The following is a 22,340-nucleotide window of genomic DNA, read 5'->3' as shown; positions in this document are numbered from 1 at the left end:
CAGGAGTGAGGCACACCGCGAGCGTGACCGGGGCAGGCAGGGCCTGCCGCCTCCTTCCCGGCAGACAGGAGGGGGTGCTCACACCGCGAGGACCTCGGATCACTCAACCATGACGCCCCGCTCATCGTGGTCAGTAGGCGGCAAGGAAGATCGCGGTGTAGTGGGCGGTGAAGGCCGCGACGGTCAGCGCGTGGAAGACCTCGTGGAAGCCGAACCAGCGGGGCGAGGGGTCGGGGCGCTGGAGGGCGTAGACGACCGCCCCCGCGCTGTAGAGAAGCCCGCCGGCCACGATCAGGGAGACGACGGCCACCCCGCCGTTGTGGAGGAAGTCGGGCAGGTAGCGCACGGGCGCCCAGCCCAGGGCCAGGTAGGAGGGGGTGTACAGCCAGCGGGGCGCTCCGACCCACAGGACGCGGAAGGCGATACCGACCAGAGCGCCCGTCCACACGATCCACAGCAGGAAGGACCACTGGTCGCGGGCGAGCAGGAGCACGGCCAGCGGGGTGCACGTGCCGGCGATGATCAGGAAGATGTTGGCGTGGTCGAGGCGGCGCAGAATGGCCTCACCGAGTGTTCCCCAGGTGCCGAGATGGTAGACGGCGCTGGTCCCGAACAGCAGCCAGGCCGTGACGGAGTACACGGTGCACGCGAGCACGGCCTGCGGTGTTCCTGCCAGGCAGATGAGGACGATGCCCGCCGCCAGCGACGCGGGCACCATGCCGGCGTGGAGCCAGCCCCGTAGTCTCGGCTTGATCGGTTCCACCAGGTCGGCCGCCCGCTCCACCACGGACTCCCTTCCTTCTCCCGTCGGCGGGGAGGCAGGACAGGTGACGTCGGCGCCGTCTCGGGACACTGCATCCCGTCCTGAAATGGACCGCGGAGTTTCTCTCGCAACCATGGGCACATGCTAGAAATCGGCCCGAAGGGGCTACCAGGGGCCCACCTCATCGCACAGGGTCCGTCCGGTCGCGTCGCGATTCCGGTCCTGGCTGCCTGCAAAGGACTGGGTCCGTGGAAGTCGGGGATTCGACGAGCCACCGAGCACTGCCGGCACCTGTCCGTCCTTTGAGCAGCTCACCTCCTGGCACGGACCCGTCACGGACGTCATGTCCGCCACCGGCGCAGCCCACTCAGCACGGGCCCTGTGCGGACCCTTTCGGCGAGCCCCTTCTCGGCTACCACGTGCTGCGGACATGAACAGCCACAACTGATGCGCGTGGGCGCATACTGGCAGCAATGACAAAGCCCAGTGCACCGAAGCGCTTCTTGCCCACCAGCCCCTTCAAGGCCCCGGTTACGCCGCCCCCCAAGCAGTTCGCCGTAGGCGACCAGGTCACACACGACGTGCACGGCCTCGGCCGGGTCACCGGCATCGAGGGCGGGATAGCGGCGCTCGTGGATTTCGGTTCGACGCAAGAGCGGATCCTGAGTCCGTACGCCAAGATGAGCAAGCTGTAGGACCGCCGTACCCGGTCACGGCACACCAGATCCGCTCACGGACCCGCAAGAAAGAAGACCCCTCTCATCGACCTGACCTCGCCGTTCTCCGCTCCGGTGGAGACGTCCCCCTGCGCCGCCGCAGCATCGCCGCACCCCACCACACATCTCTTCCAGGAGCCCGACTTCGGGGAGATCGAAGCCTTCCTGTTTGACGAGGACGCGCAAGTGTCCGCCTCTGGCACGAGTGCGGCTCGACGCGAGGCAGGCTAGCCCCCACCCGTGACGACGGCTTCGGCGTCGGGCGACGAGGCGTATCCGTTTCCGTCTCCATCTACGGCGTGCGCCGAGCGGCTCCGTGCGGGCCCGGACTCTGATGCGTCACCAGACGAGGCGGCGGTGAGCGGCGCATGCGCATGGCGGCATGGATGAGGTCGGCCACGAACAGCATGATGCCGATGAAGAGCAGGAAGAGGAGCCCGTCGACGCCGGCACCGATGATGCCGAGCGCGATCGCGACGATGATCAGGGCCGGGAAACAGCGACACGAGGGGCATCTCCCCGGTCGGACGGGAAGCTCGGGGGCGGCCAGCTGCCCCGGTCTCACCGTCGCGCCGTCCAAGCGAACGAACACCAGACAGCGGCGCATGGCAGAACCGACCGGGATCGCGGCCATGGCCGGCTTGTCAGTGCTGGTGCCGACGTAGATCGCTTCCAGGCTCTGGCAGCGTGCCCCATCCGTGCCCTTCAGGGCGGCGAACAGCGGTCAACACGGGTGTCCCGGGATCGGCGAGCAACGCCGTACTAAAGACGTTTCCACAGGTCAGACCCCAGATGATCGAGCCGGGCGTCGCTGATTCCTAAGCTTTTGGCTCAGGTTCGATTCCCGCCATCGGCTCCACAGCAAAACCCCAGGTCAGCGACCTGGAGCTTGTTTGTTGTCCGGGGCGGTGCCGGCCGACCGGGCCGCGGTGTGGGGGAGTTCGGCGAGGAGGATCTCGGCGGCCTGGGTGACATTGTCGGCGTGGACGGCGCGGGCCATGGCCGTGCGGGCGGCCTCGGGTGTCGTGTCGGGCGGGACGACCATGAGGGAGAAGTGGTCGTTGTCGCCGCGGGTGATCAGGATGGTGTCGTCGCCGACGGGGAAGGAGTCGAGGTGCACGACCCGGTCGTCGACGGTCAGGCGAGTGGGGATGCCGTTCCAGGCGGAGGCGTCCAGGCCGACTCGGGTGACGGGCCCGAGGTGTTCTGTCAGGGCGGTGATCAGCGGGGGGACCTCCCGCTCGACGTCGCGCGAGCGCGGCCACCACGCGCCGTCGAGGAGGCTCTGTCGGGACCCTGTCGTCTCCAGCCGGAGCAGCGCGGTGCCGGGTCCTACGGCCCGGTGGATCTCGTACGGCAGGAGGCGCCGCAGCGGGGAGGGGGTGTATGCGTCGGTCATGGCCGGTCCGCCCGTCCACGGGTGGCGCCGATGCCGCCCGGACCGGTGCCACGGCGGACGCCGGGCCGGTGAGCGGGGCGACGGCCCCGTTCTTTCACCGTACTCCGGGAGGACCCACGGACGCGCCGCTCCCCGCCGGGGGACCGGTCGGTGCGGGTCTTCGGACGTACCGTGGACGTACGGGGACCTGACCAGCCCTGCCTTCGACGGGAAAGGACGGTGCCGCCTTGGACCGCAACGAGCCGGAAGCCGAAGCCCTGCCGCCGCCCGGGTACGCCGAAGTCCGCATCGTCGCCGCCACCCCGGACGCCGCCCGGATGGTGGCCGATGTCCTCCGTCACTGCTTCGCCGGTGAGGAGCAGCGCAGCTACCCCGCCCCCGGCGGAGGGACCCGCCTCCACCTCACCGTCGACACCGCCCGCACCGCCGAACCGGCCCGTTCCTGGCTGGCCACCAGCAGGCCCCCGAGCGGCACGGGGCCCCACTCCCAGGAATCCTGACCAGGGGCGGAGCCTACGGCGTGCGTGGCGGCCCCGGTCGCCGCGGAGCATCCTGGAAGTCGCACCGCGATGTCGACGGATCGGCCCGCCGGCACCGGACGAGGGCGTTGCCCCGCCCGCCTGGAGGCCCCCCCGGATGACCGTCGGACCACACGAGGACGGGCACCCCGACCGCTCGGAGAGCTTCGGGGAGATGCTGCTGGGCGGGCTCCTGGACCACGCCCACGCGTTGCCGCCCGACCGGGTCGGATCGGCCCTCGCCGACGCGATCGCACGGATCGGGGGCCGCGAGGTGCGGATCCTGCTCCAGGACTACGGGCAGCAGAATCTGGTCCCCCTGGCCGGGGACGGGCTGGAGGACGGCGGGCCCCTGCCCATCGACGGTTCGGCGGCCGGTCGCTGCTTCCTCACCTCGCGTCCGGTCGAGGTGCCGGTGGTCGAGGGGGTGCGGGTCCACGTCCCGCTGCTGGACGGGGGCGACCAGGCCGGTGTCCTGGCCGTCACGCTGGACGCGGTCGACGACGACGCCCGCCGCCTCCTGCGCAGGCTCGCGGCCCTGGCCGCCGACGCCATCCGGACCAAGAACGGCTACACCGACCTCTTCTTCCGCACCCGCCGGGGCGAAGCGATGAGCGTCGCCGCCGAGATCCAGTGGTCGCTCCTGCCACCGCTGGCCATGACGATGCCCCGCGTCGCGGTCGCCGGAGTCCTGGAACCCGCCTACGACGTGGCCGGCGACAGCTTCGACTACGCCCTGAACGGCGACGTCCTCCACCTCGCCGTGATCGACGCCATGGGCCACGGCCTGGACGCGGCGACCATGGCGACCGTCACCATCGGCGCGTACCGGCACGCCCGCCGCACCAGCGTCGAACTCTCCGAGATCTACCTCTTCATGGACCGGGCCGTCGCCGAGCAGTTCGCCCCCGACCACTTCGTCACCGCCCAGATGCTGCGGCTCGACACCGGCACCGGCCGCCTCCAGTGGGTCAACGCCGGACATCCCGCCCCCATGCTGATCCGCGAGCACCGCGTCGTACGCCGCCTCGACAGCCCCACCACCCTCCCCGTCGGCTTCGGCGGAGACCAGCCGCAGGTCAGCGAGGTGGCGCTCGAACCCGGGGACCGGATCCTCTGCTTCACCGACGGCCTGATCGAGGAACACGAGAGCGGACAGGAGGAGTTCGGCGAGGACCAGCTGATCGACCGGGTCCACCGACTGGACCGGGCCGACCGGAACGTACGGGCCGTGGCACGCGACCTCTCCCACACGCTCAGAAGGGCCCGCGGCGGGGCCACCACCGACGACGCCACCCTCGTCCTCGTCGAGTGGCGCGGACGCGGGTGACGGGGACCCGGCTCTCCGGCGGCCCCGCCCGCCGAAAGAGCGGCCCGGTCCGCCGCCCCGTCCGGCTCCGGCGCGGAGTACGTTGGAGGTACCGGGAGCACCTCGTACACCCGCTCTCACGCGGACGTCGTTCCCGGCGCTCACTAGGCCGGGGCGCCCCGGGCGCCCCGGGGACGGGTCCCGGTCTCATGACCAGCACCACCGCTCCCACCCGCCAGGCCCGCCTGGCCCTGACCCCGAACACCTCCATGGCCGGACTGCTGGACGGCGCCTGGTGGCCGTATTCCCGCGAGCTCGCCACCGAGCTGCTTCCCCTGGTCGAGGCTTTGCGGGACCGCTTCGGACGCGTCACGCGCATCACCGCGAACCCGGCCCCCTGGCCGGTCGCCCTGCGCAAGGTCCCCGTCGGCGGCTACGCCGTGCACGTGGGCTGGTTCGCCGGCCAGGCCCCCGACACGATGATCCTGCTCTCGTACAACCTCGGCCGCTGCGACCTGCTCGTGGTCCCCCCGGAAACCGAACCCTCCTCCGCCGCGCGCCTGATGGCCGCCGCGTCCGCCCCTGGCAACATCCACACCACCGGCTCCCTGATGTCCGAGGAGCACGAGACAGGTCGTCTCCTGCGGGAGGCAGGGGTCCGTGAGGACGCCTGGGAGACGGACGGTGGCGCCTCCCCGCAGCCCCGGCTCCGCCCCCACCCCGTCGTCGGGGCACGCATGATCTACCTGCCCCACGGCGTGCGGAGATGACACCTGCTGCGGCCCGCCCTCCGATCCCGTGCCCCATCCGTGCCCTTGGTGGCGGTGAACAGCGGTCGAAACGGGTGCCCACCGGGCCGGCGGAAAGCCGCCGCAAGGGCGCGTTTCCCCAGGTCAGGCGCTAGATGATCGAGACGGCGCCGGTGATTCCCAAGCTTATGGCGCGGGTTCGATTCCCGTCATCCGCTCTTCTTACGAAGCCCCAGGTCAGAGACCTGGGGCTTCGTCGTTGTCCAGACCTCTCAGGGCGCCCTGCGCCACCTCCGCACCACGGTCTGGCCGCGATCCTTGGTAGCCTCGCCGGTCACTCGTACAAGAGACCGACAACCGCAGGGGGACGCGTGTCGTTCGATGACGAATGGGCCCGGGCGAAGGCCGATGTGTCTTTAGGCGGCCCGACCGCCATGCGGCTCAACCAGCTTCCCGTGGATCGGGGCGGTGCCACCACGGGCGGAACGCTCGACTACAACACGGACTCCATCAACGGGAACGCGAACCTGCTGATCGAGATCGCGGGCTTCCTCCACGAAGGCAGGCCCGACGGTGATCTCGGAACCATGGCGCGCGCGCCGAGATCCCACGCCGAAGTCGCCGCCCAGGTCGAGCGTTTCGGACGGTTCGCCAACGATCAGTTCCTGGACACGGTCGCGCTCCTCGCGGCGCTCGCCACCCGTCTCAAGACCACGGGGACCGACTTCGTCGCCGTGGACGACGCCAACACCCGCCGCTTCCTCGACAACGTCCTGAGCGATGGCCAGTACGTGGCACCGGAGGCGAAGTGACCGGCCTGAGCTACCGCAAGGACGTCGAGTTCCTCGAAGGCTGCAACCCTGCCCTCGTCGAGCGGAACGCCGACGAGTTCAAGCGCCTCCACGACATGCTGGTCGAGGTCGACGCCCCGGCCGAGCGCGCGGAGAAGCAGACCCACTGGCACAGCGAAGGAAGCCGGCACTACGTGTCTCGGCTCGCCGAGGGGCGCAAGCTCATGCAACACATCGCCGAGGGCTACGGGCATGCTGCCAGCGCCCTGCGGAACTATGCGTGGGCGCTGGAGACTGCGAAGAGTCACTACTCGAACGGCAAGGCCAACGAGCGCAGCCTGGCCGCCCTCATCGGCACCAAGGGCACCGCGATCACCCGTGAGGCACAGGACGCCGAACCCATGCGTCAGTGGGAGGACATGCGAGCCACCACGGGTGTCCTCGACTTCCTCGCCGAACTCACCATGGATGTCGACGACATCCGGGAAGAGGCGAACAGGCTCCACGATGCGGCGGGAGGTGCGTTCCACCTCGCCAGGACGACCGAGAAGGAAGCCCGTGACCTGTGCCTGCACGGGCTGAACCAGGCGTACGAGCTACTGCCCGAATTCCGCCTGGGCTCCATCCAAAGAGTGGACATCGTGTCGGCCATCGCCTCCATGAGGAGCGAGGCCAAGGAGGCCGGCAGCAACCCTCTCACCCACCTTCCCGGTAGCCCACCCAAGCAGGACTACGCCGGAGGAGTCGGCACCAACCCGGTCTCGCCGACACTCCAGGACATCCGGACGCGGTTGTCCGCACTGCCGGGTGCGGAGGACAGCTACTGGAGTCCGCCGGCGTCGGGCCAGGACCGGAAGGACTGGATCAATGCGAACAAGGAGATCATTCAAGCCGCGGCGAAGAACTCTGGATTGCCGGCGGACGTGGTTGCCGGGATCGCCTGGCAGGAGATCGGTGGACAGCCCGGCATCCTCGACGACCTCACGGACACGATCCGCGAGCAGGCCGACGCACCCTGGGGACTGAGCCCGGTCTCCCCGGAGAACCTCCCCTGGCGCCTCGGCGGAACCCCGGACGAGACGTCCTTCGGCCCCATCGCCATCCAGGTGCGCCGCGGAGCCGAAGTGCTCGGCTACGACCCCCAGAGCATGACCGAACAGCAGCGAGCCATCGTGGAGGAGTCCCTCCAGGACCCGGGGCAGAACATCTTCATCGCCGCGGAGTACCTGGCCCAGCTCAAGGCCGAGAGCGAGTTCGCCGACGTTCCCCCCGAGCAGATGACGCCCGAGCAGCGCCAGGAACTGGCGGCACGGTACAACGGTGGACCGTACTGGCAGGGCGATGACGCCCAAGCCTACGGACGGGCCTTCACCAAGAACCTCGACGAAGCCAAGGGAGCTCTCCAGTGATGTCCGATCGGCCCGACGTCGCCGGGACGGCCGGTGACGACGGCTGTCTGCGGTGGGTCATGGCGGTCCCGCTGGTGCTCCTCCACGCGATCGCCGCATGGTTCGTGTACACGGCCCTCACGATCCGGCCCGCAGGCAGCTGGGACGACGAAGCGCAGGCCGGGATCGAGCTGTCCTGCGTCCTCGCCATCGTCGCGAGCGGACTCGCCCTGCTGATCACTCTGCTTCCGTCGATCCGTCGCGCCATGGGCCCCTGGTGGCTCGCCCCACCGCTCCTCCTGGGCGCGGTCGCAGCCGCCCGGTGGGCAGTCGGGGTGTGAGGACGGGCGTCCGCATCTCGTGCCCCAACCGTGCCCTTCAGGACGGACACCAGCGGTCGACACGGGTGTCCAAGAGCTTGTGGGATGAGTGCCACCAGAGCATGTTCCCGCAGGTCAGAGGCGGAATGATCGAGCTGGGCGACGGTGATTCCCAAGCCTATAGCGCGGGTTCGATTCCCGTCATCCGCTCTTCTACGAAGCCCCAGGTCAGAGACCTGGGGCTTCGTCGTTGCCTCCCCGTTCGCCGCTCCGCGGGTCGGGTGGCCCTACGCGACTGCTGGCTACTGCTTTCGGGGCATCGGGAAGAGTGTGCGGAGCAGTGGTCACGCTGAAGGAGCTATACAAGAAAGAACGCCAGCTTCGGCCGCACGGCCGTCAGATGGAATCGGAGCGTCATGACAACTCCGCGCAGGTTTCTTGGCACAGTCTCGGCCGTCATGGCGATCCAGCTGTTTTGGGCGACGGGCAGCGCCATCGCGGACGGCCCTGCCGTAGAGACGGGAGACGCCGTGAGATACACCGCTGGCCTCGCGGAGACAGCCGGCACCCACACCAAGGCACCGAAGCTGCCGTACCTCTGCGAGGGGGAGGTCGACTACCCCCACCCTTCCCACACGACGGAGTACACCATCAACGTGCACTTCGACACCAAGTGCAGGATGACCGCTCCGAACGTCTCGACCGAAGGAAGCCTTTCGCGCTCGCGCTGGTACGGCTGGGAGCAGCTGAAGACGGCCAAGGGCAGCAAGGCGAACACCCGGTCCCTGCGTGTGGTGGCCCCCAAGAGCTGCAAGGCCGGGACGAAGTACCGATACAAGGGCCAAGCCCGGTTCTATGTCTCCGGCCCTCAGGGCAAGGCCGAAGCACACGTCTACAACCAGAACGACAGCGAGATCACGTGCACAGAGCACTGAGACCGAGCCGTGTCGTGGCATTCGTCGTCGGTCTATGTGCGCTGCCGATGCTCGGTGCGTGCGACAGCGGTGAGCGAGACGTCCCGCCTCGCACCGTCCCGCAGTCACCTGCCTCGCTCCTGATGCCCACCGCACGGGACACCCACCTGGCCACGCCCCTCCCTTTGATGGCCCGCCAGTGGGAAGACGGGGACTCGCAGACTCCCCCGAGCCGGCTCACGTGGCAGCGTGATCGCCGTGCGGGCCGCGATCGACTGAGTGTCGAGGTCACGGGACCGGCGCAGCCCTGGTACGCCTCCTTCATGGTCCACAAAGCCCTGGACGAGAGGGGCGTCCCCAGGGAGGACTCGGCGAACCAAACGGTCCTGGCATGCGGTGACGGCATCAGCGACCCCGGTTGTCGGATCACTCGGATCGCCCCTGACCGGTGGCGGGTCGAGACTGTGGATCCTGCGCCTGCCGGTTACCCGTATCGCGTTCTGTACGTCCAGTGGCCCTCCGGCGGGCCTGGGCAGACGGAGAAATGGGCGTCGTGGCAGCTTCCCACCCCCTGAGCGGAATCGCGTCGGATGCGGACCGGGCAGCCAGGTGGGCCCTTGCCAGGATGGCCGCCGCCGCCGCCGAGAACGTCCGGTTCGACGCCGTGGCCGAGTCGGCCCAACACCGAGTGGCGCAGGATGTCGCCGGGCGGTACGGGGCACACAGCGCCGTCCGCTTCGCCGGCAGGGAGCCGGAACCGCCCGCCCGGGAGTCACTCGAAGACGCTTCGACCGCGGAACTGCGCCGGGATGTCTCCATCGGTGTGGATCCGTGTCTCGCGCTCACGGATCCGGCCCGGCTCGTCAGCGCGGTGGCCGGCATTACGGGTGGACGACTCACCTGGCACGGCGAACGGCCCGCCATCGACGTCGTCCTCACCCCCGACCCGGAATCGGCGGCCCCCGACGACCCGTGGCTCCCCCCGGGCGCGGCCCGCCTGGCCGTCACCGTCGATGTCCGTACGGGCATGCTGCTGCGCGCCCACGCCTTCGACGCACACGGCTGCTTCCGCAGTGGCGAACTCCGGCTCACTCGTACCTCCATCGACACGTGCCCGGCTCCCGTTCCGTACGAAGGGGGAGCGCGGGCCGTGCTCGCGCGGATGGCAACCAGCCGGCTCGACCCGGTGCGGCTTCGCGCCGAGGTCGACGCCACACCCGACATCGGCGAGCCTCTGACACCGGCCTCACTGCCTTCCCGACGCTGGTGGACCGTCACCGTCCTGAGCCCAGGCGCCACCCTGACCACGGACGTCAGCGGCGACTACCGCAGTGACCAGACCGCCCCCGCCGCCGCCAGGCTCGCCGAACTCCTCACCCCAGCCCGCATCGTGTCCCATCTCGCCCATGCCGACCCCTCCGGTCCAGACTCCCTCCGCGCCACGGTCCGACCCCTGCGGGCCTTCCCCCTCAGTGCCTGGGCCCCGGAGGAAGACCTCACCTGCGAGTTCACGATCGACCCCACCACCGGCATCCTGCTGCACGCCCGAACCGCCGACGCCTCCTCCCGCACCCTCTTCCGCTGCGACGTCCGGACCCACCACCGCGCGTGAGAGGCAACGGCGGTTCGGGCGTGAGCGACGCCCGAAGGCGTGCCCCATCCCCGTGCCCCATCCGTGCCCTTCAGGACAGCGAACAGCGGTCAACACGGGTGTCACGAGGCGCCGGGGAACCACTACCTCTGAGCATGTTCTCGCAGGTCGTCCTGGCTGGCCGACCACCCCTGGGTTCTCGCCCTTCCGGTCCCCCTCATGGCCGGGGCAGGTGTCGCCCTTGTCCTCGTGCGGCGGGAGACGAATCGCCGGGAGCAGGTCCGCCTGCAGGGTCTTCGCTACCTGGTTGAGCATCTGGATGGCCTGGGCTACACCCAGTTCGAATACGCCATCCGCGACTTGATGCGACGCTACGGCTTTCAGGATGCCCGGCAAGTCGGCGGAAGCGGCGACAACGGAGCCGACGTGAAGGGCACCGGCCGCCAGGTACACGACGGCGATGTCATCGTGATGCTCACCAACGGTCGCTTCTCCAAGAAGGCCCCCGACTTCGCCGAGTCACAGCGCCTGCACCTGGTTGACCGGCACCTCCTCGCACGATGGGCTGTCGGCTCCGACCCGCCGTGGGACCTGCTGCAAGCGGTACCACCATCCAGGAGACCCGCTGCCCGCTGAAACGTCTCGAACGAGTCGAAGGGGAGGTGCGTTCATGCAGCACCGCCCCTTCGACCGACCTTCGACCGACCCGTCGGGTTTCGAGGGCAGTCGACGCCTCGGCGGCCGCCCCCGACCCCACCGGGCCTCGCACCTCACCCGCCGTGCCATGATCCGCGCACATCGGAAAGGGGTGTGCAGATGTGGCCGTGGGGGCGGAAGAAGAGAGAACGGGACGAGGCGCTCGTGAGGGCCGAGGCGGCGTTGCGAGAGGCGTCGGCCGCCTTCTATGAGGTCGAACTGGATCTTCGCCGTGTGGAGTTCGCCGCCGGCGAGATCCGGCGCTTGGCAGACGAGGGCATCGGCGCCCGCAGGGAATCCGTCGAAGCATTCCTCAGAGGCGTGACCGGGACCGCCGCCAGCCTCAACGCGCTCTTCGCCGGCTACTTCGAAGACCTCGACGCTCATACGCCGCTCGAACGGCACGAGACCGCAGAGGATCTCGACCGGGCTGCGCTGGCCCTCGTCGGCCGAGTGAAGCAGTTCGAGGAGATCCTCGTCCTCCAGCGAGTGAACAAGGCGGACATCGACTTCCTCTTCGAGAACATCGCCATCTTTCACTCCATGTGTGCCCCACTGATGCGAACAGCGGTCGACACCCTGGAGTCAGCCCGCGAGGAACTGGCCGCGCTCGCCGCGGACGGGGTCACGAGTCGGCCGCTGGAGCGCATGCTCAGGGAGACCGACGCGTCCCTCACCCGACTCAGGGAAGGGCGAACCGGAACCAGCGGCCGCGAGCACGTCGCCTCCTTCTTCCGTCGCCTCCATGCCGAGGCCGACGACATAAGACGACGGATCCGCCTGGCCCGCCCGCTGGCCGCCGCTTTCGACGAAAGCTGACCCGAGCCAACGGCAAGTACGCCGACGCAGGGTTCTGCCTGCTGGTTCCGTAGCCGACCTGCGGAGGAAACGGACGGCTCTGAAAGCGGCCCGCCGTCAGAGTGACTTTGGTGGCGGTGGCCCTCGGAATGGGCATCGGTCTGACAACCCCTTATGGGATGCCTCCCCCGGCCCTGATGCGCCCGACATACGCTCCGGAAGGAGCTGCCTGTGCGTCCGAAGAGTCTCGCCCTGGTCGTGGCCCCGGCGGCCGCGATGATCTTTGCGCTCGGATCTGGATCCGGTGCCCAGGCTACTCAAGAGCTTTCCACTGACCGCGTGAATGGGCTGGTCACCACCGCATCGGTGCCCGATAGGGACCTCGCGACCGAGTACCGTGCCGTGCGAGCGCTCGCGGAGAGCGAGCCACCGCCGGCGACACTGACCCAGCCAACCACCAGGTTCGTCTGCCTGGTCCACGCGTACCCGCCGCGACTGGACGCGGAGAACCGGATCAACGCCTATGCCGACCACACCTGTGAGTCCCGCCCGGACTGGGCACCCGAGTGGCTGGAGGTCCGGCTGCTGAGCCGAAGCTGTTCGACGTTCTCGGATCGAGCCGTCACCGGATGGGTGCGTAGCCCCGCCCGGGAGAACAACACACGGGTTTCCAGGGCGACGGCCGTGAAGTCCTGCGCCAAGCAGTCACCAGGTCGTTGGTACGTCACCGAGGCCCGTGCGTACGCGCAGAACGGCGCCTACCAAACGGGGGGCAAGTCGGAGGCGGTACGGCTCGCATGCTCGAACTGACAGCGGTCTCACACCTCGGGTTCGGATGGACCCCGACATCCGAGGACCCGACCCACGCCGACTCCAGGTCCTCATCCCGATCCGTCTGGGTGTCTGTCGCGCGGACGCCCGTCGGGGTCGAGATGCTCGTCGGGTCGGCGATGCCGGTGGATGAGGACGCAGCACCGGAACCGATCCTGGTCGTGGCCGATCACGGAGACCGCGAGTACCGCGTCACCGCCGATGAGTTGACCGGACATCCGGCCCTAGGCTCCACGTCCAAGGCTCCGCGACTGTCGTACGTCATCCTCCCGCCCGATGTCGGACACGAATCGGGCGGCCCTTGGGACATCCAGGTCGTCCTGCCGGACAAGGAAGGTGAGTACCGGACGGATCTCGAGGACCTCGAGAACGCGGTGGGTGACCTCACTCTGTTGCTGCCGCCCGCCGTCGTGCACGAGGACGCGGAGTGGGTCGTATGGCACAGCGGGGTCATCGCGTCCCCTCAAGGCTCCCACGTCGTCGCCACCGCGGCCCGCCGTCCGGGGGCGCCCGCCTTCACCGACCCCTGGCCGGCGCAGCCCGTACGGACCGTCTTCATGTACCGGGACGAGTCACCGCCCCACGAAGAGTCGGGACGGACCGACTCCGTACCGGCATTCGACGCCTACACGGCCATGACCCACACCACTGCGAGCGCCCCGACCGCCCTCGTCGTCATCCTCGACGACCCGACACGGAACGAACAGACCCGGGTGCGACTCCCCCTCACCCCTCCTTGAGACGTCTTCTGCGAAGCGAGCGGGATGTCACGCTGCCAGATCGCCACCACAGGCCGCCGATGGTGGAGGCGTGCCACAACGTGCCAGTAGGGGCGGGTAACAGCGGTCAGCAGGAGAGCATCCCGAGGCACGCAGACAAGATCCCAGACCAGGATTTCCGCAGGTCAACGGCCATTTCTATGGTCAAGTGCCGGGTGATTCCCAAGCTTATGGCGCGGGTTCGATTCCCGTCATCCGCTCTTCCACGAAGCCCCAGGTCAGAGACCTGGGGCTTCGTCGTGTTCAGGCCAATTCACGGCCCCTGCCTCCTCTCGACAAGAGCCGTCTTACTAGGGTGAACACCTGTCGCGGAACATGGGTACGAGCGGAGGCTCGGGGTGCGGAACGCCGATCTGGATGTCTCAGAGGACGGCCTCACCAGGCTGGCGAACGACCTCGACGAGATGCAGCGCCATCTGGAACAGCAGACCCGTCGTATGGACGAAGTCGTCGACCGGGTCGCCGCGGGCTGGCAGGGGCCGACTGCCACCGCGTACCGGTCGCTGCATCGTGGTGTCGCCGAGGACGCCGTACGCATCCGCCAGGTGATGGTTCTCCTCGAAGCCGCCATGCGTGCCTCGCGCGACGGCTTCACCGAGCAGGAGCTCGACGCCCTGGCCCGGATCCGGAAGATGCAGGAGGGCGAGGACGTGTCCGCCGCCGCCCGCGACCTCGCCGTGCCCGATCCGGCATCCGGGACAGAATCCGGCGGCCCGCAGAGCCGCATTCTGAACGTCTGAACCACAGGGGATCAGCACCATGACGGACGAAGACCGGATCACCGTCGACTTCGCCACCCTGCAACGCCTTTCGGGGGACCTGGAAGACATCCTGCGCACCCTCAACGAGAAGCTGGACACCCTGTACGGGCGGGCCGCCAAGGTCGTCCTGAGCTGGGACGGCGAGGCCCGCGAGGCGTTCATCGACGAGCTGGACAAGTGGAGCCGGTCCGCGGACGACCTCAAGGCGGCTCAGGCCTGGCTCCACGAGGTCGTGACCAAGGGGCACCTCAACTACGCCGCGGCCAACAGGGCAGTACTCGAAGGCTGGGGAGGCGGAGCCTGATGGCCGGACCCTCCACTCCCGCCGTGTCACCGGGCGGAAGCGGCGGCATCGACGTCAAGCCGGGCGACCTCTGGTCGGTCTCCGGCCGGGTCGCCGCGCAGCAGGACTTCCTGCTGCGCGGTGCAAACAGACTCCTGGAGGAACTGCGCGCGTACCCGGATGCCGGCGGCGCGGGTGCCGAGGCGCAGAGGTTCGCTCAGGCGTACAAGAGAATCGGCGACCGCTGGTTGGAGGTCTGGGGCCGGTCCGTGGTCGGTGTCGGCGGCGTAGCCGTCGGGTTCACCGAGACGGCCAACGCCTACACGCGGGCGGACGCGGCGGCCCACCCCAAGTCGGGGACGGCGGCCGAGCAGCGCCCACGCCCCGCGGTCATCGACAAGGACCCGGCATTCGGAGGGGTGCCGGACATCAAGTGGGGCGACGCCGACGGCGCCGACGACTTCGAGCGCCGTGTGATGGAAGGTATCCCCGAGATCGTCCGGGACGTCCTCCAGCCGCTGTGCAGGAACGTGCTCCGGATGGGGAGGGTGGCGGACGTCTTCCCCTACCCGCAGCAGCACTACCTCAACTCCCTGTGCCACAGCTGGATGAACGTCTCCATCTGCGCGTCACTGGGGGCGGACCAGCTCACCCAGGCCGTCGGCGCCATCACCAACCACCAGCAGGCCGACTGGGAAGCCGCCATGCGGACCTTCTGCAGCGCCCTGTGGGGAGGAACGGCGTGGGGTCAGCAGCGGCACGGCTATCAATGGGCACAGACCGCCAACTCCGGGCCGGGTACGCCCCGTCTTCCCACCGGTAGCCAGCCTGTCCTGGCCGTACTGAAGGACGCGGCGGACGACATCGCCACGATCCTGCGTGAGTACGCGGAAGCCGCCGTCGACCTGAACCGCGATGTCGAGGACGAAGTCCACCGCGCCATGGTGCAGGCCGCCAAGGAGGCCATAGAAGACCTCGCCAGACCCAAGGACCCCAAGAGCCTCCTCGGCTCCGTCACCACCGTGCTCGGCAAGGGCGTGGGCCTGATTCTCTCGTTCGACATCAAATCCGTACTGAACATCAACACGGCCAAGCTGAACAGTTTCGTCAACAGGTACACCGGCATCCTGGACGGGCTGACCACGCGCATGCAAGCGCTGAAGGGCCCTCTGGACGAGGCGTACCTAAGCGCCCCCAAGTTCGAAGCGGGTGTGGCCCGGGCCCACGGTTTCGGTACACGGACCCTGGAAGAGTTCAAGGGTTCACAGCTCTGGCTGAAGGTCGACTCCCACGGGAACTACGACCTGAACCTGGCCGCCAACGAATACATGGCGGACGGCCATACGCTGGACAAGCACGTCGGCAAGACGGACGAGCAGCTGGCGCAGCGCCTGCGTGACCAGCAGTCGGGCGGTCCGACGCAGGCATGGCCCCATGGCAAGCCGATGCCCAGCGGTTCTTCGGCTTTCCCGAACTACCGGCGGGCGGAGGACCTGACCGAGTACAACCTCAACAAGAACAAGGCGAACATCGAGGCGTGGATCAAAGGGCCGCCGCCGGCGACCGACGGCGCAGTCAAGTCGTTCTACTCGACTGCGCCCAACGGCGAGACCAGCGGCCGCAGCGTGAGCAAGCAGCCGGTGGACCCGAACGACCCGCTGTCCGGGTACAAGCAGGGCGGCATCAATGCCAAGGCATACGACGTCACGGGCATCGACACGCGAATTCGGTACGACAGCAGCCGTACTCCGCCGTTCACCGTCATGACCTCGATGCCCTCCAAGTCCTAGCGTCCCGCCAAGAAAGGCCGGCACCACATGTCCGTCGACCAAGCCGTCTGGGAAAGCGCTGTACGCCACTTGTACGAGGATGCGTACCCGTACGACGCCACTGGCCCACGTCGTCACGAGGATTGGGTCCTCGATGTCCTCGCCCTCATGGCACGAGTCCCGGACCCACGGGGCTGGGCCGGTCTCGATGACGCGGCACAGGACCCGGAGCGCGAGGCCTCCCCCACGTACCCGTTCGTCGCCCACTCACCGGACTACATCCGGGTGCGCCTGCGGGAGATCGACCGGGACAGTGCCGAGAACCTTCTTCTGGCGCTCACCGACGACTGCTGCACGCTGTCCAACCTGAAGCGCTTCACAGAGACCGAGGAGGAGTTGCGGGCCATGGCGCGGACGGTCCTCGCTCGATACGGGGAGCAGGCCACCTTTCACACGAACGTCAACCGGCCCGGCCGGCTACCGGGGACGCTCGACTTCACGACACCGAACTGGGGATACAGCCCGCTCAGCGTCTACTCCGAGGATTGCGGTCTGATCGTCGTATCGGACACCGAGGTCGCCATCTTCTGGAACTTCTCCGACTACTGAACCAGCTGCTGGGCAGGCGATTTGAAAGGATGCCCTGGTGCTGACGCGAGCTGCGACGTATTCCGACCGGGAGACCACCCACTGGGCCACCCAGCAGGTGGTGACCGCCAACGAGCAGGCCATCCACCGCTGGCTCGCCCAGGGCACCCGGGCCCGTCTCGCCATCGAGGCCGCCTGGCCCTCCCGAGAGGAACCCGTGGGCCGGGTCCAGTTGGAGGGCGACCTGCTGGCCGGACGCGGCCCCGTCGACGTCCGCGCGGCGCGCGTCGTCCTGCGCCGCGACCCGTCGAGCCCGTACGGCTTCGTCGTCCACACGACCGTCCCGTTCTACCTGTAGGGGCCGCACGCACATGTCCATGAAGCCCCTCGAACACGACCGCCGGTACGGCGAGCTCGACCAGGTGGTGCGCGCGTACCTGGGTCAGCCGGCCGACGACACCCCGGAGCGGCGCAGCCGCGCGCTGGAGGCGTACCTCCGGCACACCTGGCACACCCGCCCCTCGGCCATCGCGGAGGCGGAGCGCCAGCTGCGCGAGTACAGCCGCAACCCTCCGGGGCGCATTCGCCGCGAGCTGGGCGAGTTCTACGCGATCCCCGACACCGGGATGCCCCAGTCGGAGATCGGCGACTGGCTGATGGTGCTGGCCGACCACCTGAAGAAGAGCGTCGAGGACGGCGACGTCCCCGAGCCGGCGTCCCCGCAGACGCATTGGGAGTGGCACGCGCGCTTCCCCGAGACCGGGCAACTGCTCGGCGGATGGTTCTCGCAGGACATCGTCGACGAGTTCCCCGACCACGAAGCCGCCCTCGCCGACTACGCCGCCACCACCCACCCGCAACTGATCGCCCGCCTCGTGGGCGAACTCCACGAACTGCTCGCCCTCCCCCTGGACGAGAGCGACTACGCCCTCGCCGCCGCCGAACTCGGCATGGAGGTCGGACCACCCGAGCCGTTCTCCCACGGGGCCTGGTTCCAGTCGGTGGCGACGACGCTTTCCGCCGACTGATCCGGTACTGGTGACCGATGGTGAGGTACGGGGGCCGTGCCACAACGTGCCAGTAGGGACGGTGAACAGCGGTCACCAAGGGCCTAGAGGAAGCCGCCGGGGCCAAGCCCTCACCGAACGTTTGCGCAGGTCAGATGTTGTACATGAGGTCAAGTACCGGGTGATTCCCCAGCTTATGGCGCGGGTTCGATTCCCGTCTTCCGCTCTTCCAGCCCCAGGTCAGAGACCTGGGGCTTTCGCGTTGGCCGGACCTCCTTCCGGAGGTCCGCTCGGAGTCCGCTCGGAGTGTGCTCAGAAGGCGGTCAGCGCGGCGCGGGTGCTGGTGCGGTAGAGGCCGACCTTCGGGTTGGCGACGCTGCCCGGCTTGGCCAGCCGGAGGCTGACGCCGTCCGCGTTCGGCATGTGCTGCCCGTCGGCGAGGACGTTGATCTCGTCGGCCACGGGGCCCTTGCCGCCGGACGGGTTGAGGTTCACGGCCGCGTAGGCGGTGGCGCCGGGGCGCACCGGGTACGCCGGGGCGCCGCCGAGTCCGCCGGGGGGCGTGGCCTGGAGGCCGAGCGCGCTGTCCTTGGCGCTGAAACCGACGGTGGGGAAGTAGTCCAGACCGCAGGAGGTGGAACCGTTGTTGGTCACGGCGATGACGCGGACGGTGGCCGGTGCGCCCGTCGAGGAACCGACCCTGACGGTCAGGTTCCGTGCCGAGCAGGGGTGGGTGTAGGCGTAGGAGTCGCCGGTCGTGTCCCCCTTGCTCTGGGCGCCGGACCGGGCCTTCGCCGGGGTGGCGGCGGCCTTGCTGCCCGACGCGGCGGTCGTGGCCGACGCGGAGGTCGTGCCCGACGCGGTGGCCTTGCCCGACGCGGAGGTCGTGCCCGACGCGGTGGCCGTGCTGGACTCCGCGGACGGGGCGGCGGCGGGGACCGCGGAGGCGTCCTCCGCGGGCGGGTTCTCGGTCGCGGTCGAGGCCTGCTGGTCCGCGCCCTTGGCCGCGGCGGGATTCGCGGTCGGCCCGCCGGCGCTGTCCGACCCGCCGCAGGCGGTCAGGGCCAGAGCGAGACCGGCGGTGACGGCGGCCAGGGCGGTGGTGCGGACTCGGTAGCTGCGCATGAGGGACTCTCCGTATCGGTGCGGTCGTCGGACGGGGGACTCGCTTGCCGCCTGACGAGACGTGGGGTGGAGCCGCCGTTCCGGTCGGCTGATGACGCAACTGTGGGGCCGGTTTCGTCCCAGTGGCGTCCCGACCGGGATAGTTGGAACCCTGGAACGCTCCCGACCCCTCTCACCAGGGAGATCGGGCGACCCTGGAACGTGCTTCCGGAACGAGGGGGAGGGTGGAATGGCCACGGAGACGGAACGGTTCGCGGAGCTGATGCGCGGATTCAAGGAGCGCTCGGGGCGCAGCTACGGCACGCTCGCGAAGCGTCTGCACTCCAGCAACTCGACGCTGCACCGCTACTGCAGCGGCGCGGCGGTGCCCACGGACTACGCCCCGGTGGAGCGGTTCGCGCGGGTCTGCGGTGCCTCGGCCGACGAGCTGCTCGCGCTGCATCAGCAGTGGCTGCTGGCACTGGTGGAGCGGCGGCAGGGGGCGGCGGAGGCGCCCGCCCCGGCGTCGGGGTCGGCAGGCGCCACGGCGCCTGGGGGCGGCGACGCCTCGGCGGGGATGGCGCCCGCATCGGCGGGAGTGGCTGGGGAGACTCCCGAAACCCGGCCGCAGTCGGAGACCGACCCCGGCCTCCGACCGGCACCGCCACTCGCACCCGCACCGCCACCCGCACCCGCACCCGCACCCGCACCCGCCCCGATGCCGGCGGCGGCACCGGCGGTGGGCCCGGCGGTGCTCGCGCAGTCCCCCGCCGTCCTTGTCCGGCCGAGCGACGTCCGGGCCTCCGTGTCGGGGCCCCGGCGTCCTCGGCTGCTGCTCGCCGTCGCGGCCACCGTGGCCACCGCCGTGGTGGCCGGGACCGCCGCCGCCGTCTCCTCCATGGGGGACACCGGTCGCGGGGCCACGCGTCACGAAGCCGTTCAGCCGTCCGCCTCCGGACCGTCGTCCCCCTCGGGGGCGTCCGCGTCCGCCTCGGGGGCGACCGCGTCCGCCTCGCGGTCCGCCGCCAGGGCGGGGGCCTCCCCCGCCGCCCCGTTCACGGTCAACGTCCTGCCCGACAACTGGGACACCCCCTGCGACCAGTGGTTCGCCCTGGACAAGGCTCCCGGCACGGTCCCCCCGCCCCCCGCCGGGCAGGCGACCGAGGGGTGGGCCCGGGCCCTCAACGCCGTCCCGGCGGGTCACCTGCGCATGCAGCTGACCGTCCAGGGCACCGAGAGCAAGGCCGCGGTCCTGCACGCGCTGTACGTCCATGTCCTGAGCGGCCGCAAGGCTCCCGCCTGGAACGCGTACACCATGGGCGCCGGTTGCGGCGGCGCCCTGGTGCCGGCGTCCTTCGCCGTGGACCTGGACGACCCCTCTCCGAGGGCCAGGCCCGTACCCGGCAAGGAGGGCGAGCGTCCGACGTCCTCGACCGACTTCCCGTACAAGGTCTCCGCCACCGACCCCCAGGTGCTGAACATCGACGCCTCCACCCTCGGCCAGGACGTCAGCTGGTACCTGGAGCTGGCCTGGAGCAGTGGCGATCGCAAGGGCACCACCCGCATCGACGACCACGGCCGTCCGTTCCGCACGGTCGCCCTGAACGCCGACCGCGGCTACTGGTACGACGAAGGCAACAACGCCTGGCTTCCGGACCCCCAGTAAACCCACCCGTGGATGAGGGGTCGACCAGGCGAACCCGGTCCAGAGGGTGATGCGCCGCCTTCGTCTGTGGTTCGCTGGCGGCATGGACCAGGACCGGGAGATCGTCGCGTTCGCATCCGCCGAGGAGTTCGAGGCGTGGCTCCGGGACCACCACGCCACGTCGACGGGGATCTGGCTCAAGCTGCGGAAGAAGGGGCCCGGGATCGTCGCGCTCGACTACGCGCAGGCCCTCGACGTGGCGCTCTGCCACGGCTGGATCGACGGGCAGAAGGCGAAGTTCGACGACGAGTGGTGGCTCCAGCGATTCACTCCGCGCAGGCCCCGCAGCCGGTGGTCGAAGATCAACCGGGGCAAGGCGGAGGCCCTGACCGCCCAGGGCCGGATGCGTCCGTCCGGCCAGGCCGAGGTCGACCGCGCCAAGGCGGACGGCCGCTGGGAAGCCGCCTACGACAGCCCGCGGACCGCCACCGTGCCGGACGACCTCGCCGCCGCCCTGTCCGGCGTCCCCGCCGCGGCCGCCTTCTTCGAGACCCTCGACGGTCCGAACCGGTACGCGATCCTGTACCGCGTCCAGGACGCCAAGAGGCCCGAGACCCGCGCCCGCCGCATCGAGCAGTTCGTGTCGATGCTGGCGAAGGGCGAGAGGCCCCACCCGTGAGGGATGAGGGACGGGAGCGCGGGACCGGCGGGCGCCATGACCCCGTCCTCCCTCTCCTATGATCCGACGATCATGACATCCACCCCGGAGGAGCACGCATGAGCTGGTCGGAACGGACCGTCGTCCGGGACGGGGTCCGGCTCGTCTGCCGGGACTGGGGAGCGCCGGACGCGACGACCGGCGGCGGGCCGGCCGGCGGCGGTGCGGAGGTCGTGTTGTTGCACGGGCTCGCCGGGCACGCCGGCGAATGGGACGCCGTCGCCTCCCGGTTGAGCTCCCGGCACCGGGTCGTCGCCGTCGACCAGCGTGGGCACGGGGCGAGCGAGCGGCGGCCGGCCGACGTCTCGCGCGCCGCGTACGTCGCGGACGTCGTCGCCGTGTGCGAGCGGCTCGGGCTGCGGGATCCCGTCCTGGTGGGTCAGTCGCTCGGCGGTCACACCGCGCTGCTCGCCGCCGCCGCGCACCCCGCTCTCTTCCGTGCGCTCGTCCTCGTCGAGGCCGGGCCCGGCGGACCGAACCTCGGTGTCCAGGAGGAGATCGGCGGGTGGCTCGACTCCTGGCCCGTGCCGTTCCCGTCCCGCGAGGCCGCCGTCGCGTTCCTCGGCGGCGGCACCGTCGGCGAGGGCTGGGCGGCCGGTCTGGAGGAGCGCGACGGCGGCTGGTGGCCGCGCTTCGACCGTGACGTGATGGTCGACTCGCTGGCGGAGAACGCCCGTCGCTCCTTCTGGGAGGAGTGGTCGCGGATCACCTGCCCGACCCTCGCGCTCCTCGGGCAGTCCGGCTTCGTGCCGTCCGCGGAGATCGACGAGATGCTCCGCCGCCGGCCCGGCACCGAGGCCGCGAGCTTCCCCGGCGCCGGGCACGACGTCCACCTGGAGCGGCCGGAGGCCGTGGGGCGGCTGATCGGGTCGTTCCTCGACGGGGTCGTCTGACGGAGTCGTC

The 22,340-nt window shown here is 69.8% G+C and carries 26 protein-coding genes; 22 read left to right on the top strand and 4 right to left on the bottom strand.

The window, feature by feature from the left end; all coding sequences use genetic code 11:
* Positions 1-130: 130 nt before the first annotated feature.
* Positions 131-787, bottom strand: coding sequence for a hemolysin III family protein (locus tag AB0G79_RS02210; RefSeq protein WP_360798707.1), 657 nt, complete (start codon positions 785-787; stop codon positions 131-133).
* Positions 788-1,236: 449 nt separating this feature from the next.
* Between AB0G79_RS02210 and AB0G79_RS02205 the strand changes: the two genes are divergently transcribed.
* Positions 1,237-1,458, top strand: a complete 222-nt coding sequence (locus tag AB0G79_RS02205) for a hypothetical protein (RefSeq protein ID WP_360798704.1) — start codon at positions 1,237-1,239, stop codon at positions 1,456-1,458.
* Between the two features lie 313 nt (positions 1,459-1,771).
* On the opposite strand, the gene AB0G79_RS02200 is transcribed toward AB0G79_RS02205, so the two are convergent.
* Positions 1,772-2,113 carry a hypothetical protein gene (locus AB0G79_RS02200; protein ID WP_360798701.1) on the bottom strand — a complete coding sequence of 114 codons (342 nt, stop codon included), beginning with the start codon at positions 2,111-2,113 and terminating at the stop codon, positions 1,772-1,774.
* A gap of 240 nt (positions 2,114-2,353) precedes the next feature.
* Positions 2,354-2,878 carry a DUF5994 family protein gene (locus AB0G79_RS02195; RefSeq protein WP_360798698.1) on the bottom strand — a complete coding sequence of 175 codons (525 nt, stop codon included), beginning with the start codon at positions 2,876-2,878 and terminating at the stop codon, positions 2,354-2,356.
* A 227-nt stretch (positions 2,879-3,105) separates the two neighbouring features.
* On the opposite strand from AB0G79_RS02195, the gene AB0G79_RS02190 reads away from it, so the two are divergent.
* From AB0G79_RS02190 to AB0G79_RS02105, 18 genes are all read left to right on the top strand, one after another.
* Positions 3,106-3,378, top strand: a complete 273-nt coding sequence (locus tag AB0G79_RS02190; protein WP_200424869.1) for a hypothetical protein — start codon at positions 3,106-3,108, stop codon at positions 3,376-3,378.
* Positions 3,379-3,514: 136 nt separating this feature from the next.
* The gene (locus tag AB0G79_RS02185; RefSeq protein ID WP_360798695.1) at positions 3,515-4,726 is read left to right on the top strand and encodes a PP2C family protein-serine/threonine phosphatase; all 1,212 of its coding nucleotides are present in this window, start codon (positions 3,515-3,517) and stop codon (positions 4,724-4,726) included.
* A 188-nt stretch (positions 4,727-4,914) separates the two neighbouring features.
* Positions 4,915-5,475, top strand: coding sequence for a DUF5994 family protein (locus tag AB0G79_RS02180; protein WP_360798692.1), 561 nt, complete (start codon positions 4,915-4,917; stop codon positions 5,473-5,475).
* Positions 5,476-5,825: 350 nt separating this feature from the next.
* Positions 5,826-6,266, top strand: a complete 441-nt coding sequence (locus tag AB0G79_RS02175) for a hypothetical protein (RefSeq protein ID WP_360798689.1) — start codon at positions 5,826-5,828, stop codon at positions 6,264-6,266.
* On the top strand, positions 6,263-7,654 hold the full coding sequence (locus AB0G79_RS02170; protein WP_360798686.1) for a hypothetical protein: 1,392 nt from the start codon (positions 6,263-6,265) through the stop codon (positions 7,652-7,654). The genes AB0G79_RS02175 and AB0G79_RS02170 overlap by 4 nt, the downstream gene beginning before the upstream one ends.
* The gene (locus tag AB0G79_RS02165) at positions 7,654-7,974 is read left to right on the top strand and encodes a hypothetical protein (RefSeq protein ID WP_360798683.1); all 321 of its coding nucleotides are present in this window, start codon (positions 7,654-7,656) and stop codon (positions 7,972-7,974) included. The genes AB0G79_RS02170 and AB0G79_RS02165 overlap by 1 nt, the downstream gene beginning before the upstream one ends.
* A 437-nt stretch (positions 7,975-8,411) precedes the next feature.
* Positions 8,412-8,888, top strand: coding sequence for a hypothetical protein (locus tag AB0G79_RS02160; RefSeq protein ID WP_360798680.1), 477 nt, complete (start codon positions 8,412-8,414; stop codon positions 8,886-8,888).
* Between the two features lie 604 nt (positions 8,889-9,492).
* The gene (locus AB0G79_RS02155; RefSeq protein WP_360798677.1) at positions 9,493-10,479 is read left to right on the top strand and encodes a hypothetical protein; all 987 of its coding nucleotides are present in this window, start codon (positions 9,493-9,495) and stop codon (positions 10,477-10,479) included.
* A gap of 198 nt (positions 10,480-10,677) precedes the next feature.
* Positions 10,678-11,094, top strand: a complete 417-nt coding sequence (locus AB0G79_RS02150; RefSeq protein ID WP_360798674.1) for a restriction endonuclease — start codon at positions 10,678-10,680, stop codon at positions 11,092-11,094.
* A 174-nt stretch (positions 11,095-11,268) separates the two neighbouring features.
* On the top strand, positions 11,269-11,973 hold the full coding sequence (locus tag AB0G79_RS02145; RefSeq protein WP_360798671.1) for a hypothetical protein: 705 nt from the start codon (positions 11,269-11,271) through the stop codon (positions 11,971-11,973).
* Positions 11,974-12,183: 210 nt separating this feature from the next.
* On the top strand, positions 12,184-12,762 hold the full coding sequence (locus tag AB0G79_RS02140) for a hypothetical protein (RefSeq protein WP_360798668.1): 579 nt from the start codon (positions 12,184-12,186) through the stop codon (positions 12,760-12,762).
* A 182-nt stretch (positions 12,763-12,944) separates the two neighbouring features.
* A complete protein-coding gene (locus AB0G79_RS02135; protein ID WP_360798665.1) occupies positions 12,945-13,523 on the top strand; it encodes a hypothetical protein in 579 nt (192 codons plus the stop codon).
* A gap of 377 nt (positions 13,524-13,900) precedes the next feature.
* Complete coding sequence (locus tag AB0G79_RS02130; protein ID WP_360798662.1) at positions 13,901-14,302, top strand: WXG100 family type VII secretion target; 402 nt, start codon at positions 13,901-13,903, stop codon at positions 14,300-14,302.
* Between the two features lie 19 nt (positions 14,303-14,321).
* The gene (locus AB0G79_RS02125; protein WP_360798658.1) at positions 14,322-14,627 is read left to right on the top strand and encodes a WXG100 family type VII secretion target; all 306 of its coding nucleotides are present in this window, start codon (positions 14,322-14,324) and stop codon (positions 14,625-14,627) included.
* A complete protein-coding gene (locus AB0G79_RS02120) occupies positions 14,627-16,396 on the top strand; it encodes an RNase A-like domain-containing protein (protein WP_360798655.1) in 1,770 nt (589 codons plus the stop codon). Before AB0G79_RS02125 ends, AB0G79_RS02120 begins: the two co-directional genes overlap by 1 nt.
* A 27-nt stretch (positions 16,397-16,423) precedes the next feature.
* Complete coding sequence (locus AB0G79_RS02115; RefSeq protein WP_360798652.1) at positions 16,424-16,984, top strand: hypothetical protein; 561 nt, start codon at positions 16,424-16,426, stop codon at positions 16,982-16,984.
* A 37-nt stretch (positions 16,985-17,021) separates the two neighbouring features.
* On the top strand, positions 17,022-17,321 hold the full coding sequence (locus AB0G79_RS02110; RefSeq protein WP_360798649.1) for an RNase A-like domain-containing protein: 300 nt from the start codon (positions 17,022-17,024) through the stop codon (positions 17,319-17,321).
* Positions 17,322-17,334: 13 nt separating this feature from the next.
* Positions 17,335-17,991 carry a contact-dependent growth inhibition system immunity protein gene (locus AB0G79_RS02105; RefSeq protein ID WP_360798646.1) on the top strand — a complete coding sequence of 219 codons (657 nt, stop codon included), beginning with the start codon at positions 17,335-17,337 and terminating at the stop codon, positions 17,989-17,991.
* 291 nt (positions 17,992-18,282) lie between these two features.
* Here AB0G79_RS02105 and AB0G79_RS02100 read toward each other — a convergent pair whose 3' ends face one another.
* Positions 18,283-19,095 (bottom strand): DUF4232 domain-containing protein, encoded by an 813-nt coding sequence (locus tag AB0G79_RS02100; protein WP_360798644.1) that lies wholly within the window; start codon positions 19,093-19,095, stop codon positions 18,283-18,285.
* Positions 19,096-19,324: 229 nt separating this feature from the next.
* Between AB0G79_RS02100 and AB0G79_RS02095 the strand changes: the two genes are divergently transcribed.
* From AB0G79_RS02095 to AB0G79_RS02085, 3 genes are all read left to right on the top strand, one after another.
* The gene (locus AB0G79_RS02095) at positions 19,325-20,740 is read left to right on the top strand and encodes a helix-turn-helix transcriptional regulator (RefSeq protein ID WP_360798641.1); all 1,416 of its coding nucleotides are present in this window, start codon (positions 19,325-19,327) and stop codon (positions 20,738-20,740) included.
* An 82-nt stretch (positions 20,741-20,822) separates the two neighbouring features.
* Complete coding sequence (locus tag AB0G79_RS02090; RefSeq protein ID WP_360798639.1) at positions 20,823-21,398, top strand: YdeI/OmpD-associated family protein; 576 nt, start codon at positions 20,823-20,825, stop codon at positions 21,396-21,398.
* 98 nt (positions 21,399-21,496) lie between these two features.
* Positions 21,497-22,330 (top strand): alpha/beta hydrolase, encoded by an 834-nt coding sequence (locus AB0G79_RS02085; RefSeq protein WP_360798636.1) that lies wholly within the window; start codon positions 21,497-21,499, stop codon positions 22,328-22,330.
* The last annotated feature ends 10 nt before the right edge of the window (positions 22,331-22,340 follow it).

Origin of the sequence: Streptomyces sp. NPDC020807 (assembly GCF_040641575.1) — a bacterium.
Classification (GTDB): domain Bacteria; phylum Actinomycetota; class Actinomycetes; order Streptomycetales; family Streptomycetaceae; genus Streptomyces.
Note: the sequence above shows the minus strand (reverse complement) of the source record. Positions and strands in the feature narration are given on the sequence as shown.